Annotated in this window: 14 protein-coding genes; 8 read left to right on the top strand and 6 right to left on the bottom strand. The window is 71.6% G+C overall.

All coding sequences use genetic code 11. The annotated features are described in order from the left end of the window. The first annotated feature begins 55 nt into the window (after positions 1–55). Positions 56–373, top strand: coding sequence for a hypothetical protein (locus tag ABT095_RS03210; protein ID WP_350527518.1), 318 nt, complete (start codon positions 56–58; stop codon positions 371–373). A gap of 121 nt (positions 374–494) precedes the next feature. Here ABT095_RS03210 and ABT095_RS03205 read toward each other — a convergent pair whose 3' ends face one another. The 3 genes from ABT095_RS03205 to ABT095_RS03195 all read right to left on the bottom strand — a co-directional run bounded on the left by ABT095_RS03205 (position 495) and on the right by ABT095_RS03195 (position 4,105). Continuing rightward, positions 495–1,430, bottom strand: coding sequence for a hypothetical protein (locus ABT095_RS03205; protein WP_350527517.1), 936 nt, complete (start codon positions 1,428–1,430; stop codon positions 495–497). Between the two features lie 281 nt (positions 1,431–1,711). After that, positions 1,712–2,932 carry an acetyl-CoA C-acetyltransferase gene (locus ABT095_RS03200; RefSeq protein WP_350527516.1) on the bottom strand — a complete coding sequence of 407 codons (1,221 nt, stop codon included), beginning with the start codon at positions 2,930–2,932 and terminating at the stop codon, positions 1,712–1,714. 126 nt (positions 2,933–3,058) lie between these two features. Then, positions 3,059–4,105 carry an SGNH/GDSL hydrolase family protein gene (locus ABT095_RS03195; RefSeq protein WP_350527515.1) on the bottom strand — a complete coding sequence of 349 codons (1,047 nt, stop codon included), beginning with the start codon at positions 4,103–4,105 and terminating at the stop codon, positions 3,059–3,061. 160 nt (positions 4,106–4,265) lie between these two features. On the opposite strand from ABT095_RS03195, the gene ABT095_RS03190 reads away from it, so the two are divergent. From ABT095_RS03190 to ABT095_RS03165, 6 genes are all read left to right on the top strand, one after another. After that, a complete protein-coding gene (locus ABT095_RS03190) occupies positions 4,266–5,660 on the top strand; it encodes a cystathionine beta-synthase (RefSeq protein ID WP_350527514.1) in 1,395 nt (464 codons plus the stop codon). Between the two features lie 430 nt (positions 5,661–6,090). Then, positions 6,091–6,417, top strand: coding sequence for a hypothetical protein (locus ABT095_RS03185; RefSeq protein WP_350527513.1), 327 nt, complete (start codon positions 6,091–6,093; stop codon positions 6,415–6,417). A 207-nt stretch (positions 6,418–6,624) separates the two neighbouring features. Then, entirely contained in the window at positions 6,625–7,860 is a 1,236-nt protein-coding gene (locus ABT095_RS03180) for a L,D-transpeptidase (RefSeq protein ID WP_350527512.1), read from the top strand. A 52-nt stretch (positions 7,861–7,912) separates the two neighbouring features. Beyond that, on the top strand, positions 7,913–8,854 hold the full coding sequence (locus tag ABT095_RS03175; protein ID WP_350527511.1) for a helix-turn-helix domain-containing protein: 942 nt from the start codon (positions 7,913–7,915) through the stop codon (positions 8,852–8,854). A gap of 169 nt (positions 8,855–9,023) precedes the next feature. Beyond that, entirely contained in the window at positions 9,024–10,319 is a 1,296-nt protein-coding gene (locus ABT095_RS03170; protein WP_350527510.1) for a hypothetical protein, read from the top strand. Between the two features lie 193 nt (positions 10,320–10,512). Then, complete coding sequence (locus ABT095_RS03165) at positions 10,513–12,246, top strand: hypothetical protein (protein WP_350527509.1); 1,734 nt, start codon at positions 10,513–10,515, stop codon at positions 12,244–12,246. A gap of 68 nt (positions 12,247–12,314) precedes the next feature. On the opposite strand, the gene ABT095_RS03160 is transcribed toward ABT095_RS03165, so the two are convergent. Further along, entirely contained in the window at positions 12,315–14,033 is a 1,719-nt protein-coding gene (locus tag ABT095_RS03160; protein WP_350527508.1) for a hypothetical protein, read from the bottom strand. Positions 14,034–14,220: 187 nt separating this feature from the next. On the opposite strand from ABT095_RS03160, the gene ABT095_RS03155 reads away from it, so the two are divergent. Beyond that, the gene (locus tag ABT095_RS03155) at positions 14,221–14,406 is read left to right on the top strand and encodes a hypothetical protein (protein WP_350527507.1); all 186 of its coding nucleotides are present in this window, start codon (positions 14,221–14,223) and stop codon (positions 14,404–14,406) included. Between the two features lie 15 nt (positions 14,407–14,421). On the opposite strand, the gene ABT095_RS03150 is transcribed toward ABT095_RS03155, so the two are convergent. Both ABT095_RS03150 and ABT095_RS03145 read right to left on the bottom strand, forming a co-directional pair. Continuing rightward, on the bottom strand, positions 14,422–14,799 hold the full coding sequence (locus ABT095_RS03150; protein WP_350527506.1) for a hypothetical protein: 378 nt from the start codon (positions 14,797–14,799) through the stop codon (positions 14,422–14,424). Between the two features lie 78 nt (positions 14,800–14,877). Next, positions 14,878–15,984 (bottom strand): hypothetical protein, encoded by a 1,107-nt coding sequence (locus tag ABT095_RS03145; protein ID WP_350527505.1) that lies wholly within the window; start codon positions 15,982–15,984, stop codon positions 14,878–14,880. Between the last annotated feature and the right edge of the window lie 25 nt (positions 15,985–16,009).

Here is a 16,009-nt window from a genome sequence, read left to right as displayed (position 1 = left end):
GCCCCTGCCGTGCTGGTGGGGGCCTCGGCGCGTTCAGGCCGTAGGCTCTCGGCCCATGGTCGACGAACAGATGCTGGTGGTGGCGGTAGAGGCGTTGGCGGACCGGTTCCGGTCGATGCCGCAGAGCCGGCTGACCGGAGCAGTACCGGGATACGCGTCCCGGGCCGCCGCGGCCCACTGGCTGGCCGCCTGGCTCGCCACCCGGGCCCTCACCCTGGCCGGCCAGGCCCCGCGCCCCTTCCCGGCCGTCGGCGACTTCACCGTCGGCGACCAACTCGCCGTCGCCGGCCACGAACTGGCCGCCGTCACGGACGCGGCCACCCTCGCCGAAGCCCTGGCCGAGACGGCCCGGATCTCCGACCTGACGGCTTGATCCTTCTCGCTGACAGTCAGTTGCACGACCAAGGGGCGCGAGGAACCGCGCGAGTGCGGAAGGCTCCGACCCGGACTCTTCCGACTTCGCGCAGTTCCTCGCGCCCCTGAGGGGGTGGCCCTCAGATGCTGGCCACCACGCGGTCCGCGAGGACGTACACCGCTTCGTCGTCCGTGGAGAAGGTCAGCGAGTACGAGCCCGAGAAGCGGGAGCCGCCCAGGAGGCGGACGTCCTCGCCGGCGCGGACGGCGTCGATGAGGCGGTAGGCGGCCTCCCGGTCGCCCGGGGCCACGCAGAGGGTGGTGCCGTCGGCGAAGGCGTAGACGTCCAGGGTGCCCAGCGGGCCGGGGCGGACGTCGGTAAGCGCGATCTTCTCCTCGGCCAGGGTGGCCAGGCGGGTGTCGGTCCACTCGCGCGACGGCGTCTGGCTCGGCACGAAGTCCGGGTGCGACGGGTGGCGCCGCGGGTCGGGGGCGGCCACCGGCTCGGCGTCCAGGAGCCCGGCCTCCAGGCCGGTGGCGAGCAGGTCGGCCTCACGCCGCGCCTTGGCCTCACCGGCCGCCTCCGCGGCGGGGTGCCCCGCCGGGTGCCCGCCCGCGGGGTGCCCGCCGGCCGGGAGACCGCCGCCGGGCTGCTCCTCGTTGATCAGGTCCTCCAGGGCCGACCGCAGCGCCTCGCCGAAGGCCGGGTCCATGGTGCCGGAGTTGTCGACGGCCTCCTGCGGCCCGGTCGGGCGCGGGAAGAAGAGCGGCCACTCCTCGGCGGCCGTCAGGCCGGTGCTGGTGAAGGGGGAGTCGAAGAGCGGAGCGTCCTCCACCGCCCGCGCCTCCTGCTCGGCCCAGAACGCCCGTGCCTCGGCGATCTCCCGCTCGCGGTCGGCGGCCAGTGCCTCGATCACCGCCCGCCGTATGACGGCCTCGTCAACGACGGCCGGGGCGGCGGTACTTGCGGCGCGCTGCTGCTCCTCGAGCCGACGGGAGAGTCCGCGGACGTGGAGCAGGACGGCGGCACACACGGCGATCAGGATCAGCAGCAGGGTGGTGTAGACGACGCTCACGGAACGTACTCCTAGCGAGGAGTGGAACGGGGTTACGTCTCCACACTGCCGCATGGATGCCAGTTACTGCAGTGGCAGATGTCCGTTTTGTCCGTGACTTACGTCCTTGTCCCCGAATTGTTAAGTAGTGCCGTTCTACGCAGCGGAGTTGACCGACTTCGCACCGTCGACAAAACACCCCTTCCGGGGCGGGAAGAGGGGCGGATCGCACCCGGAGGTGTGATCCGCCCCTCAATTACGCAATGTCACCCCGAACGGGTGGTGAAGCGCCGGTACTTAACTCAGGAGAGCCGCTCGATCACCATCGCCATACCCTGGCCGCCACCCACGCACATGGTCTCGAGGCCGAACTGCTTGTCGTGCCACTGCAGCGAGTTGATCAGCGTGGTGGTGATCCGGGCGCCGGTCATGCCGAAGGGGTGGCCGATGGCGATGGCGCCGCCGTTGACGTTCAGGCGGTCCAGGTCGATGCCCAGGGCCTGGTAGGAGGGGATGACCTGGGCCGCGAAGGCCTCGTTGATCTCGACCAGGTCGATGTCGGAGACCGACAGGCCGGCCCGCTTGAGGGCCTGCTTGGAGGCCTCGACCGGGCCGTAGCCCATGATCTCGGGGGAGAGGGCCGAGACGCCGGTGGAGACCACCCGGGCGAGCGGGGTGAGGCCGAGCTGGCGGGCCTTGGTGTCGGACATGATCACCAGGGCGGCCGCGCCGTCGTTGAGCGGGCAGCAGTTGCCGGCGGTCACGGTGCCGTCCGGGCGGAAGACCGGCTTGAGGCCCTGGACGGCCTCCAGCGTGACGCCCGCGCGCGGGCCGTCGTCGGCCGAGACGACGGTGCCGTCCGGGGTGGTGACCGGGGTGATCTCGCGCTGCCAGAAGCCGGCCTTGATGGCCGCCTCGGCGAGGTTCTGCGAGCGCACGCCGAAGGCGTCCTGCTCGGCGCGGGAGACGCCCTTGAGCGCCGCCAGGTTCTCGGCGGTCTGGCCCATCGCGATGTACGCGTCCGGGACGAGCCCGTCCTCGCGCGGGTCGTGCCACTCGCCGCCGCCGTTCGCGGCGCGCTCGGCGGTGCGGGCGACGGCGTCGGCGAAGAGCGGGTTCTGGGTGTTCGGCATGCCGTCGGAGGTGCCGTTGACCGAGCGGGAGACGGTCTCGACACCGGCCGAGATGAAGACGTCGCCCTCGCCCGCCTTGATCGCGTGCAGCGCCATCCGGGTGGTCTGCAGCGAGGAGGAGCAGTACCGGGTGATGGTGGCACCCGGGAGGTAGTCCATGCCCATCTGGACGGCGATGATGCGGGCCAGGTTGTGGCCCTGCTCGCCTCCGGGCAGGCCGCAGCCGAGCATCAGGTCGTCGATCTCGCGCGGGTCCAGCTCGGGCACCTTGGCCAGGGCGGCGGCGATGATCTGGGCGGTCAGGTCGTCCGGGCGGACGTCCTTCAGCGAGCCCTTGAAGGCCCGGCCGATCGGCGAACGGGCGGCGCTGACGATGACGGCTTCGGGCATGGCTGGCTCCTGGTTGAGGTGACCGGGCGGGACTGGGCGGCTGCCGGGTGGCTGCTCGAATCAGTACCGCACTCAAGCCTTGCACCCCGGCAGGACGCTCGGGAGGAAAGTTACCGCCTGGTAGCCTCAGGCGTCACCAGGCCCCGGGTGTGAGTTCGCCGACGCCGCCTCAGGTGTGCCGACCGCCCCCGGCAGGCCGACCCGCAGCCGGTGCCGCAGCTGGGCCCAGCGCCAGGCGCCGGTGCCCTGCTCGAGGGCCGCGACCTCGGTGCCGGACTGCCCGGCGGCCGCCGCGGCCGCGACCGCCACCGGCAGCACCGCCTCGGCGGGCGCCTGGGGCTCGGTGTCGGCGGGCCAGAGGTCCAGCGCGGCGCAGAGCGAGGGGAGCATGGCCATCGCCGCCGTGGCGTAGCCCTGGGCGGACGGGTGGTAGCGGTCGGCCGCGAACATCTCCGGGCGGGCCGCGAACTCCGGGCCGAGCAGCGAGCCGAGCGAGACAGTCCGCCCGCCGTTCTCCACCACCGCGATGGTCTGCGCGGCGGCCAGCTGCCGGCTGAGCCGCCGGGCCACCCAGCGCAGCGGCGGCCGGACGGGCTTGATGGTGCCCAGGTCCGGGCAGGTGCCGACCACCACCTCGCAGCCCGTCGCCCGCAGCGCCCGGACGGCCTCGCCGAGCAGCCGCACCGACTGGGCGGCGGGCGCGTGCCTGGTCACGTCGTTCGCACCGATCATGATCACGGCCAGGGCCGGCCGGTGGGGGAGTGCCAGCTCGACCTGCCGCGCGAGGTCGCAGGAGCGCGCCCCCGACTTCGCCACGTTGGCCAGCCGCACCCGCCGCTCGGCCACCGCGGCCAGCCCGGCCGCGAGCAGCGCCCCCGGCGTCTCCTGCCCCCGGGTGACGCCCAGCCCGGCCGCCGTGGAGTCACCCAGGAAGGCGAGTACCAACGGCGGCTGCGCCCCTGCCAGCGGGTCGGTGAACCCCTCCCCGTACACCCCGTCGGCCTTCGGCGGGTCCCCCTCCAGCAGCCCCACGGCCCGCACCGCCAACTTGGTCTCGGTGAGCAGCAGCCCCGCCAGCCCCACCCCCAACAACCCCAGGCCACCCCCGCCGTACGCGGCCGCCGTAGCGATCCGCCGGGCCACCCGGGCCCGCGACTCCTGCGCTCCTGTCACCTTGGACCCCCTTCGCGGCCGCCCCTCAGCAGGGCCTTTCCCCCTACGTACCCGTCGGAGCGGCTCGCTATCGGTGATCGTCGGCCATCCGTGGAGAGCGGCACTAGGCTTTGAATCACCCTTAAAAGCACGTGCAACGCCACAGACCGGGAGGACCCCCGTGCGGTACAGCAATTCGATCATCGAGTTGGTCGGCAACACGCCTTTGGTGAAGCTCAACAAGGTCACCGAGGGCATCAGCGCTACCGTGCTGGCGAAGGTCGAGTACTTCAACCCCGGTGGCTCGGTGAAGGACCGGATCGCGATGCGCATGATCGAGGCCGCCGAGGCCTCGGGTGCGCTCAAGCCCGGTGGCACCATCGTCGAGCCGACCTCCGGCAACACCGGTGTCGGTCTGGCGATCGTGGCCCAGCAGAAGGGCTACAAGTGCATCTTCGTCTGTCCTGACAAGGTCTCGACCGACAAGATCAACACCCTGCGCGCGTACGGCGCCGAGGTCGTGGTCTGCCCGACCGCCGTCGCCCCGGAGCACCCGGACTCCTACTACAACGTCTCCGACCGCCTGGTCCGCGAGACCCCGAACGCCTGGAAGCCGGACCAGTACTCCAACCCGGACAACCCGGCCTCGCACTACTACTCCACCGGCCCGGAGCTGTGGGAGCAGACGGACGGGAAGATCACCCACTTCGTGGCGGGCGTGGGCACCGGCGGCACCATCTCCGGCACCGGCGGCTACCTGAAGGAGGTCTCCGGCGGCAAGGTGCAGGTCGTCGGCGCCGACCCGGAGGGCTCGGTCTACTCCGGCGGCACCGGCCGGCCGTACCTGGTCGAGGGTGTCGGTGAGGACTTCTGGCCGACCGCCTACGACCGCAACGTGGCGGACCGGATCGTCGCGGTCTCCGACAAGGACTCGTTCCAGATGACCCGCCGCCTGGCCAAGGAGGAGGGCCTGCTGGTCGGCGGCTCCTGCGGTATGGCCGTGGTGGCCGCGCTGGAGGTCGCCAAGGAGCTCGGCCCGGACGACGTCGTCGTGGTGCTGCTGCCGGACGGCGGCCGCGGCTACCTCTCCAAGATCTTCAACGACGACTGGATGGCCGACTACGGCTTCCTGCCCAACGCCACCGACGAGGCGCACATCGGCGAGGTGCTGGCCCGCAAGGACGCGCTGGAGCACGAGGGCATCCCGCAGTTCGTCCACATGCACCCGACCGAGACGGTCGCCGAGGCCGTCCGCGTGCTGAGCGACTTCGGCGTCTCGCAGATGCCGGTCGTCTCGGCGGGCGCCGCCCACCCGGACGTCATGGCGGGCGAGGTGATCGGCTCGGTGGTCGAGCGCGAGCTGCTGGAGGGCCTGTTCGCCAAGCGGATCGCGCTGACGGACAAGCTGGAGGACGTCATGTCCAAGCCGCTGCCGGTGGTCGGCTCCGGTGAGACGGTGACCAGCCTGATGACCGTGCTGGAGAAGGCCGACGCGGCCGTCGTGCTGGTCGAGGGCAAGCCGCAGGGCATCGTGACCCGGCAGGACCTGCTCGCCTTCCTGGCCGTCCGCCACTGACGCCTGCTCAACTGTGTTACCGGGAGCCGCTCCTCCCGGCACGAAGTGGTACACCGGCGTCATGTCCACGCAGCATCGGGTTAACAACCGTGCGGCAATGTAGTGGGCACGGCGAGACGCCGAGCATGGTGACGGTGCGGGAGGGAGCGGCTCCCCGCCCGTGCGGTCACCTCGGGCACCGGCCGGCCCTGACCGGCCGGGTGCCCGCCCGCGAGGGGGCTGCCGTCGTCCCGCCCCTGGTCCGGCTCCGGCCGGTGCCAGGGTGTGGCGGCCCCTGCGGCACCCATGCGCCGCAAGGCGCGGCTCCGCGGCTCCCGGGTGGGGGAGCGGGCGGGGCCGACCGGGCCGGGCCCTCCGTTCGCGGGGGCCCGGCCCGGTCGCATGACCACGGGTTTCGCCTGCCCGGCCGCGAGCGCCTACCCTCGCACACATGACCAGCACTGACCTGCCCGAGCAGGACGTTCCCCGCTACGTACGCCTCACCATCGAGCTCATCGCCGAGATCACCGACGAGGACGCTCTCAAGGCCGCCGCCCTGACCCAGGTCAAGGAGGACGACTACCTGGACGACGAGGAGCGCGTCCAGTCCATCGAGGCCATCGAGCTGGACCCGTCCGGCTCGCTCGCCCACTTCATCGACCCGGTCGCGATGCTCGCCGACGTCCCCGGCGTCGAGCTGGCCTCGGCCACCTGGGAGTCCGCCCCGACCGAGTTCGAGGCCAGCGAAGAGGGCTGGGACGAGTACACCGTCGAGTAGAGCCCGGCGCACAGCCGTACAGACCGCCCGTCCCGGATCGACCGGGGCGGGCGGTCTGTCCTTTTTGCTGCTTATGGTACGAGTGCCTCTTATGGCATGAGTAGAAGTACTCTCGTACGATCTCAACCGGTTGATGATGGAACCGTTTCCTCCTGAACTGCGTTGTTTGTCCGTAGTAGCGCAGCTGTAGAGCAGGGAGAACACCAAGTGACGGCATCCGAGAAGCAGCACCGCCGGGCCCAGGGCCAGTGGAGCCGTCGTGGCGTGCTCACCGGCCTGCTCGGCGCTCCCGTCCTCCTGGTGGCGGCCTGCAGCGGCTCCAGCGGGGGTGCCTCGGGCGGCGGTGGCGGCGGGGACACCCCGAAGACCTCGGCGGCGAAGATCGCCGTCGCCCCGGCCGACGGTGTCACCGACGCGCCCTTCGTCGAGCCGGTCAAGGTCACCGTCGCCGACGGCAGGCTCAGCTCGGTCAAGGTCACCGATTCGGCGGGCAAGGAGATAGCCGGCCGGCTGGCGCCCGACGGCACCAGCTGGACCTCCACCGACCCGCTCGCCAGCGGCACCAAGTACACCGTGGCGGCCACGGCCGCCGACGCGAAGAAGCTGGAGGCGGACGCCAACACGTCCTTCGCCACCGCGAGCCCCGCCAACACCTTCGTCGGTTACTTCACCCCGGAGAACGGCTCCACCGTCGGGGTCGGCATGCCGGTGTCGATCAACTTCAACAAGCCGGTCACCGACAAGAAGGCCGTGCAGCAGGCGATCACCGTGACCGCCGAGCCGGGCGTCGAGATCGTCGGGCACTGGCTCTCCAGCACCCGGCTCGACTTCCGCCCGGAGCGGTACTGGGCCAAGGGCACCAAGGTCACCCTCAAGCTCCGGCTGAAGGACGTCGAGGGGGCGAAGGGCGTCTACGGCACCCAGTCCAAGGACGTGACCTTCACCGTCGGCCGCAGCCAGGTCAGCGTCGCCGACCTCTCCGCCGACACCCTCACCGTCACCACCGACGGCCAGGTCACCGCGACCTACCCCGTGATCGGCGGCGCCCCCGAGCACAAGACCTGGGCCGGCAAGCTGGTGATCGCCGAGCAGTACCTGCAGACCAAGATGGACTCGCAGACCGTCGGCCTGGGCGACGAGTACAACATCCCGGACGTGCCGCACGCCCAGCGCCTGACCAGCTCCGGCACCTTCATCCACGGCAACTACTGGTCGCCCGCCTCCGCCTTCGGCAGTGCCAACACCAGCCACGGCTGCATCGCGCTGCGCGACGTCAAGGGCGCGGGCGACCCGGGCACCAACGCCGCGAAGTTCTACGCCTCCTCGATCACCGGCGACGTGGTCGAGGTGGTCAACTCCGGTGACAAGACGGTCGATCCGGCCAACGGCCTGAACGGCTGGAACATGAGCTGGGCCGCCTGGAAGGCCGGCAGCGCGATCTGATCCCGGCTCTACGCTTGAGTCTCCAGCGACGGGAGACCACAGGGTGGAGGCCATGGACGACGCACCGCTTCGCACCATCGGCGAACTGGCCCGGCTGACCGGTCTGACGGTCAAGACGATCCGGTTCTGGTCCGACTGCGGGGTGCTGCCGCCCACCGACCGCACGCCCGCCGGCTACCGCCGCTACGGCCCTGAAGCACTCGCCCGTCTCGACCTGGTGCGCACCCTGCGCGACCTCGGCGTCGACCTCGCCACCGTCCAGCGCGTGCTGGCGCGCGAGGTCACCGTCGCCGAGGTGGCCGCGGTGCACGCCGAGGCCCTGGACGTGCAGATCCGCACCCTCCGGCTGCGCCGGGCGGTGCTCAGGGCGGTGGCCCGCCGCGGGTCGACACCCGAGGAGCTGGAACTCATGCACAAGCTGGCCAAGCTGACCGACCAGGAACGCCGCCGCCTGATCACCGACTTCATCGACGAGGCCTTCGACGGGCTGGACGTCGGCCCGGAGTTCATCAGCAAGATGCGCCAGGCGATGCCCGCGCTGCCGGACGACCCGACCCCCGAACAGGCCGACGCCTGGGTCGAGTTGGCCGAGCTGGTGCAGGACGAGGACTTCCGGGCCGGCGTCCGCCGGGCCGCCGCCTACCAGGCCGACGAACGTGCATCGGGCGCGCGGACCGGTACGGCCGCCGACGCGGAGCTGGTCGAGCTGGTCCGCGAGCGGGGCGAGCTGGCGCTGGCCGCCGGGGTGCGGCCCGGCAGCGCGGCCGCCCGCCCGGTGGTGGACGAACTCGTCGGGGCCTTCGCCGAGCTGTTCGAGCGCACCGACGGCCGCGAGTTCCGGGCCTGGCTGCTCGAGCGGATGGTGTTGGGCAACGACCCCCGCTACGAGCGGTACTGGCAGCTGATCGCCACCGTCAACGGCTGGCCGGTGGCGCCGACCCTGGCCCCCGCCTTCGACTGGCTGGTGGCCGCGCTCCGGGCCGAGCTCGGGTAGCTCCCGGGGCGGGCGCTGTCGGCTCCGGGTGGTTGGGTACGGTCATCCGATAAAACGCTTTGCGTCCTTATGGGGTATCTGTGCTTGCCTTGGGTGCCTCGCCGTGGTGGCGGGGCACCCGGGGCGGCCACGTCCGGGGCGCAGTTCACAGGAGACAGAGCCAGACATCATGACGATACGTCGTACGACTCGCACCGCCCTTGCCGCCGCCGTCTGCACCGGGCTGGTCGCCCTGGGCGCCTCCGCGTGCGGCACGGTCAAGGAGCTCACCGCCGCACAGAAGGTCTCCGGGGCCTTCGGCAAGCTCGGTGAGGGCAAGTCGGTCAAGGCCGTGCTCTCGCTGAACGCCACCGCCGACCAGCTGGTCGCCTTCGACAAGGCCAGCAGCTCCGAGGACAAGATCGACGCCAAGACGGCGGCCGCCATCGCGGGCACCACGCTGTCGGTGGCGGTCACCTCCGACAAGCCGCTCAAGGAGGCCGAGTCGGCCGCCAAGGCGCAGGGTCAGAGCGGCGACGCCACCTTCGGCGCCAAGGGCATGAGCCTCGAGTACCTGCTGGCCTCCAAGGACGGCAAGGCCTACCTCGACGTCCGCTCGATCGACGGCAAGCCCTACCTGAAGCTGGACGCCGAGGGCCTGCTCGCCCTGACCGGGCAGGACTCGGCCGAGCTCAAGTCCTTCCTGGACGAGGTGCCGGCCGAGCTGAAGATCGTCAAGGACGCGCTGGGCGACAAGTGGGTCAGCCTCGACCCCAAGCTGCTGACCGAGCTCAGCAAGGGCATGCCGGGTGCGGCGGGCAAGCCCTCCGCCGCCCCCTCGATGGACCCGAAGGCGGCCGAGTCGCTGGTCCAGTCGCTCAAGGACACCTTCACCCGCAGCGTCAGCTTCGAGGACCGCGGCACCAAGGACGGCGTCGACCACATCGTGGCGATCGCCGACGCCAAGGCGCTGGCCGACGGCTTCGCCAACGCGGCCAAGCCGCTGGCCGGCAAGCTCCCCGGCTTCAAGGACCTGCCGACCGGTGCGCCGAGCGACCTCACGAACAACAAGGTCGACATCGACCTGTTCCTCAAGGACGGCACGCTCACCTCGCTCTCCTTCGACCTCGCCCAGCTGGACGACAAGGCCGGCAAGGACGTCCACGTCCCGGTGAAGCTGGCCCTGAGCCAGGACGCCGGCCAGATCCAGGCCCCCGCCGGTGCCACCGAGTTCGGCATGTCCGACCTCACCAACCTGATGGGCATGTTCACCAAGGGCATGGCCGACGGCCTCGGCGCCAAGCCCGGTGCGCTCCCCGGCTCGGGTGCCGGCGCCGGTGCGGGTAAGGCCGCGCCGCTGACGGCCGACCAGCTCAAGGAGCTGGAGAAGCTCGGCGTCTCCGAGGACCAGCTCAAGCTGCTGAACGCGAGCGGCATGTCCTACGAGGACATCAAGGCGCTGGCGGACATGAAGGGTCAGAGCTGACGGTAGGAGTCGAGGGGGTGTGACCGCAGCTGCGGTCACACCCCTTTTTGCATGCGCCGCCCGCCGCTGACGATGTGTCATCTTTCTGTCAGATAAGGACAATCAGCAGCTGGCGGCCCCGGCGGTCGGACGTCCGCTCGGTACGATCTTGCCGATCGGCGGGCGAGGGCCTGTCGGGGCGAGGGGGATGGCGATGCGTGTCAACCGTCGGGTGGGGCTGGTGGCGGCCGGGGTCGTGCTCGCGGGCGGGCTGCTGCCCGTCCCGGCCGCGAGTGCGGCGGGCTTCCCGGGGACGCTGGACCTGCAGTGCTTCGGAGACCGTGACCCGAACGTCGGCCTGCCGTGGACGGCGGACCGCCCGTTCCAGCTCCAGGGCGGGGTGGACTACAACCCGATCTGCGCGGCCTTCATCTACGTCCTGCAGCCCGGGGGCCTGACCGGCCTCAAGGCGAGCTACACGATCCCCGCCGACTCCGTCGCCGCCAGCGGCTACCCGGCTCAGCGGCTCGCCCGGATGATCGTCGCCTCGGTGGCCATCACCGACGGGCGCGGCCTGCAGAACTCCGCGCCCTGGTCCTTCGCGGTGAACGGCGACGGCTCGCTGACGATGGAGTCCCCGCGGTTCGATGTGCTGCCGGACGGCCCCAAGGGTGCCGCCGTGGGTGCGATCACCCTCCAGTTCTCCGCCGGCTCCGGCCTGCGGTCGGCCCAGTTGCACGGTCAGTTCAAGGTCACCGGAGCCCAGGGTGCGGTGCAGGCCGATGCTGGGCTGCACTACGTCGCCGACGGCAAGAGCATTCCCACCGGTACCGCCGGGACGTATCGGTCGGTCACGCCGGTGCGGGCGCTGGACACCCGGCACGCGATCGGCGCCCCGAAGGCCCCGGTCGGTCCGGGCGGTGAGGTCACCCTCCAGGTCGCGGGCGCCAACGGCATCCCCGCCACCGGCGTGACCGCCGTCGTCCTGAACGTCACCGCGACCAACGCCACCGCGGGCGGCTACGTCACCGTCTACCCGCACGGGCAGCCGCGCCCGACCGCCTCCAACCTCAACTTCACGGCCGGCCAGACCGTCCCCAACCTGGTCACCGTCCCCGTCGTGGACGGCAAGATCAACCTCTACAACTTCGCCGGCACCACCGACCTCATCGGCGACATCAGCGGCTACTACACCTCCGACGGCACCGGCTCCCGCTACACCACCAGCGGTCCCACCCGCATCATGGACACCCGGTCCGCCGTCGGCGCCCCGAAGGCTCCGGTCGGCCCCGGTGGCGAGGTCACCCTCCAGGTGGCCGGGGTGGGCGGCGTGCCCGCCACCGGCGTCACCTCCGTCGTCCTGAACGTGACCGCGACCAGGGCCACCACCGGCGGATACGTGACGGTCTACCCGCACGGCCGGCAGCGCCCGACCGCCTCGAACCTCAACTTCACGGCGGGGCAGACCGTCCCGAACCTGGTCTCGGTGCCGGTGGTGGACGGCAAGGTGACCTTCTACAACTTCGCCGGCTCCGTCGACCTGATCGCCGACCTGGCCGGGTACTACTCCGGCACCGGCTCGGTCTTCGTACCCACCGGCCCGACCCGCGTGCTGGACAGCCGGAACGGCACCGGCGGCGTGCACGCCCCGATCGCGGGCGGCCACAAGGCCTACGTCCAGGTCGGCAGCTGGAAGAACGGCATCCCGCCGTTCGGCACCACGGCGGTCGTGCTCAACGTCACCGCGACCAGGGCGACCACGGGCGGCTACGTCAGCGTCTTCAGCGGCAGCCAGGCCAAGCCCACCGCCTCGAACCTCAACTTCACGGCGGGCCAGACCGTCCCGAACGCCGTGATCACGCCGCTCGACCCCAGCGTGAACTTCTTCAACTTCGCGGGCGACGTCGACCTGATCGCCGACGCCGCGGGCTACTTCACCGCGAACTGAACCGTCGACAGCAGAAGGCCCGCTCCCGGCATTCGCCGTGGAGCGGGCCTTCTCCGTCGTCAGGCCGGTCAGTTGGCGGTGAAGTACCCGGCCAGGTCGGCGATCAGATCGGTGTCGCCGAAGGCGTTGAAGAAGTTCACGCCCTGGCGGGACTGGGTGATGACCGCGTTCGGGACGGTCTGCTTCGCCAGGAAGTTCAGGTTCGAGGCGAGCGGCTTGGCCTGCTCGCCGCCGAACACCGTCACGTAGCCGCCGGTGGTGGCCCTGGTGGCGGTGACGTTGAGCGCGACGGCCGTGACGCCGACCGGCGGGATGCCGTTCGCCCAGCTGTCGGCCGTCACGTTGAGGGTCCGGCCGCCGCCGACGGCGCCGATGGTGCTGGTGCCGTGGCCCAGGCCGGAGCGGGTGTCCAGGATGCGGGTCGGGCCCGAGGGCACGAAGACCGAGCCGGTGCCGGAGTAGTACCCGGCCAGGTCTGCGACCAGGCCGGTCTTCCCGGCGAAGTTGTAGAGGCTGACCTTGCCGTCGGCGCCGACCGGGACGCTGACCAGGTTGGCCACGGTCTGGCCGGGGCCGAAGTTGAGGTTGGACGCGGTCGGGCGCTCCTGCCCGTGCGGGTAGACCGTCACGTACCCGCCGGTGGTGGGGCCGACGGTGGTCACGTTCAGGACGACGGAGGTGACGCCGGTGGCGGGCACGCCGTTCTTGCCGGTGATCTGGAGGTCCACCTGGCCGCCCTGGCCGACCGGAGTGGTGCGGTTGTCCATGATGCGGGTGGGGCCGGCGGGGGTGTAGCGGGAGCCGGTGCCGTCGGAGGTGTAGTAGCCGCTGATGTCGCCGATGAGGTCGGTGGTGCCGGCGAAGTTGTAGAGGTTGATCTTGCCGTCCACGACGGGGACGGTGACCAGGTTGGGGACGGTCTGGCCGGCCGTGAAGTTGAGGTTGGAGGCGGTGGGGCGCGGGCGGCCGTGGGGGTAGACGGTGACGTAGCCGCCCGTGGTGGGGTTGGTCGCGGTGACGTTGAGGACGACGGCGGTCACGCCGGTGGCGGGGATGCCGTTGGCGCCCGCGACCTGGAGGGTGACCTCACCGCCCGGGCCGACCGGGGCCTTCGGGGCGCCGATCGCGTGCCGGGTGTCCAGGGCGCGGACGGGGGTGACGGGCTTGAACGTGCCCGCGGTGCCCACGGTGGTGGTCTTGCCGTCGGGGATGTAGTTCAGGTCGGCGGGGGCCATGTTGCTGAGGCCCTTGTCGCTGGTGATGGTGAACTCGCCGTGCAGCAGGGCGGCGATCTTGGTGGAGGCGGCCGTGAACTCGAAGTCCACCTGGCCGAGGGCCGGCACGGAGCCGTGCGGCAGCAGGTCGAAGCTGGGCGACTGCAGGGTCAGCGAGCCGTCCGGGTCGACCCCGAAGCCCCAGACCCCGGAGACGAGCGGCATGGCCGCGTCGTCGACCCAGCCGCGGACCGAGATCAGCCGGGCGAGCTCCTCCGGGGTGTGGCCGGTGGACTTCACCGACTCGGCGGAGATCATGTAACTGGCCTTGAGCCCCTTCACGCCCTCGGCCGGCAGCCCCGAGATCATCACCCGGCAGAGCGAGGCGGCGTCCTCGCCGGCCTTCAGGTCGAACGGCTGAGCCGACGACCACGCCCGGTAGGCCGCCCCCGAGTCACAGGTCAGCCCCAGCTGCCCCAACTGGCTCTCCGCACTGGCAGCCTGCACCGGCAGCAGCCCACCCGCGAGTACCGCTCCGGCGGCGAGCACGCCGATTCTGCGGTTGATGCGCATGACGAATTCCCCCTTGGCCGCGTCCGGCGCGGCATTCGATGTCTGTTCGGACCCTACCCGTCCGCACCGACCTCCCGACCGCCGCCCCCGGACTTCAAATCCCGCTCAAGTCCGCTGCGGCGCCCGTTGGTTCGCCCTACTCTCCGGGTGCAGCTCTTCTGGGCACGGTCGTCACACGGGGGTACGGATGAAGCGCGCGATCAAGGCATTCCTGGCCAGGTTCCGGACCGCCAACGGCCTCGACCGCGACCCGGACCGTTTCGCCCACCCGGACGCCCACCGCCGCACGCCGCCACCGGACCAGAACCTCGGCCTGCACTACCGCCCCACCGGCGGTGGCGGCCAGCTCGGCGGCAACGGCGGCGGCCACTGACCTGCTCCTACCGGATCAGCCGACAACTCGCCGGATCTGGTCGACGGGCGGCAGGGAGCTCGGCATCTCGTCGGTGACCCAGGCGTACTCCAGCGCCGACAGCACCGTGCCGCCCTCGGCCCAGACCAGCAGCTCCCCGATGTACTCGCCGGAGCCGTCGTACACGAGAGCGCCGACCGGCAGCAGGGTGGACCGCGGCGCAGGGTCCTGCTCCAGCCCGCGCACCCGAAGATCCACACTCACCGACCCGACCCCCCAGGCGGCCACCACCTCGGCCCGGTCCACCTGCCCGCGCAGCGCCGGGGCACCGTCGAAATCGGCTGCCAGAAGATGCTCCAGCACGGCCCGCTCGGAGCCGTTCAGCGGGCGGGGTTCGATGGGCACGACAGGCATGCCCCCCATTCTCCCCGGTCCCGGTGCCGCCGGGTGCCGTGCGTCATGTGTCGCGTGGTCCGGCACCGCCCTGTCAGGTCACTGCGCGGCGATGCGCAGCTTGAGCACGGCCAGCGTCCGGTACCGGTCGAACGCGACGACCGGGTCGTGGAAGTTGCTGAACGGGAGCGGGACGACGCCGCCAAGGGCCTGGAACTGCTCCAGTGCCTCGGCCGGCCGCCCGGCCTTGCCGAGCATGTAGGCGAGCCAGCCACGGGCGTGGTCGAGCTTCGGGTGGGCGGGGTCGGCGGCGGCCAGGTCGGCCAGCGCGGCGTCCAGCGCGGCCTGGACCTTGGGCGCGGCCCAGGCCTCGTCCAGCGCCTTCTGCCGGACGAGCTGCTCGTACCAGGCCTCCAGCTTGAGCACGGTGAGCAGGCTGCCCGCCGGGGCGGCGGCGGTCGCGGTGTCGGCGAAGCGGTGCATCAGCTCGTGGCTGCCGTGCCACTTCTCGCACCAGTACTGCAGCGCGCGGAAGTGTGCCGCCCAGTGCAGCGGGACGCGCTTGGTGATCTCCGCGAAGTTCTCCTCGAAGGTCTCGTTCGACCAGTTGAGGCCCATGCCGATGGGCAGCCGGGAGAGCCAGGGAGTCGGGTCGGCGGGGTCGGCGAGCCGGACGGCCTCCTCGGAGACGGCTTCGGCCTCCTGGAGCACCCGGTGGAAGTTCCTGAACTGCTCGCGCGTCACCTGGGCGGCCGCCTTGGAGCTGCGCAGCTCCCAGGCGAGGACGACCAGGGAATCGGCGTGCAGCGCCGCGGCGTCCGCGTTCGCGGGCTCCGCCTCGCGCCAGGCCCGCAGCCAGCCGTCCTCCTCGCCCGCCAGTTCGCGGTACGGGCCGCTGAGCAGGTACCGCAGCTCCCAGTCGGTGCCGGCGGAGGCGATCAGCGCGGCGGCGGGGCGCCAGTCGCCCGCGCGGGCGGCGGCGAGGGCCTCGGTGTGCTCGGGGCCGGCCAACGGCTTGACGGCCAGCTCGGCGGTGGGAGCCAGGCCGTGCTCGGCCGGGTCGAATTCGGCGCGGCGGTCGGCGACGGCCTGGTCGAAGGCGGCCTTGCGCGCCTCGAGGGCGGCGGTGCGGCGCTTGAACCACCAGGTGACGAGCTTGGCGAGGGCCAGCAGGAGCAGCGGGACGATGACGATCAGACGGGCCATGGGGTGCGGTGGTCCTCGATGGTGG

The sequence above is a fragment of the Kitasatospora sp. NPDC002227 genome (assembly GCF_040296285.1).
Lineage (GTDB): Bacteria > Actinomycetota > Actinomycetes > Streptomycetales > Streptomycetaceae > Kitasatospora.
The sequence above is the reverse complement of the archived record's forward strand: the minus strand, read 5'-3'. Positions and strand labels throughout refer to the sequence as shown.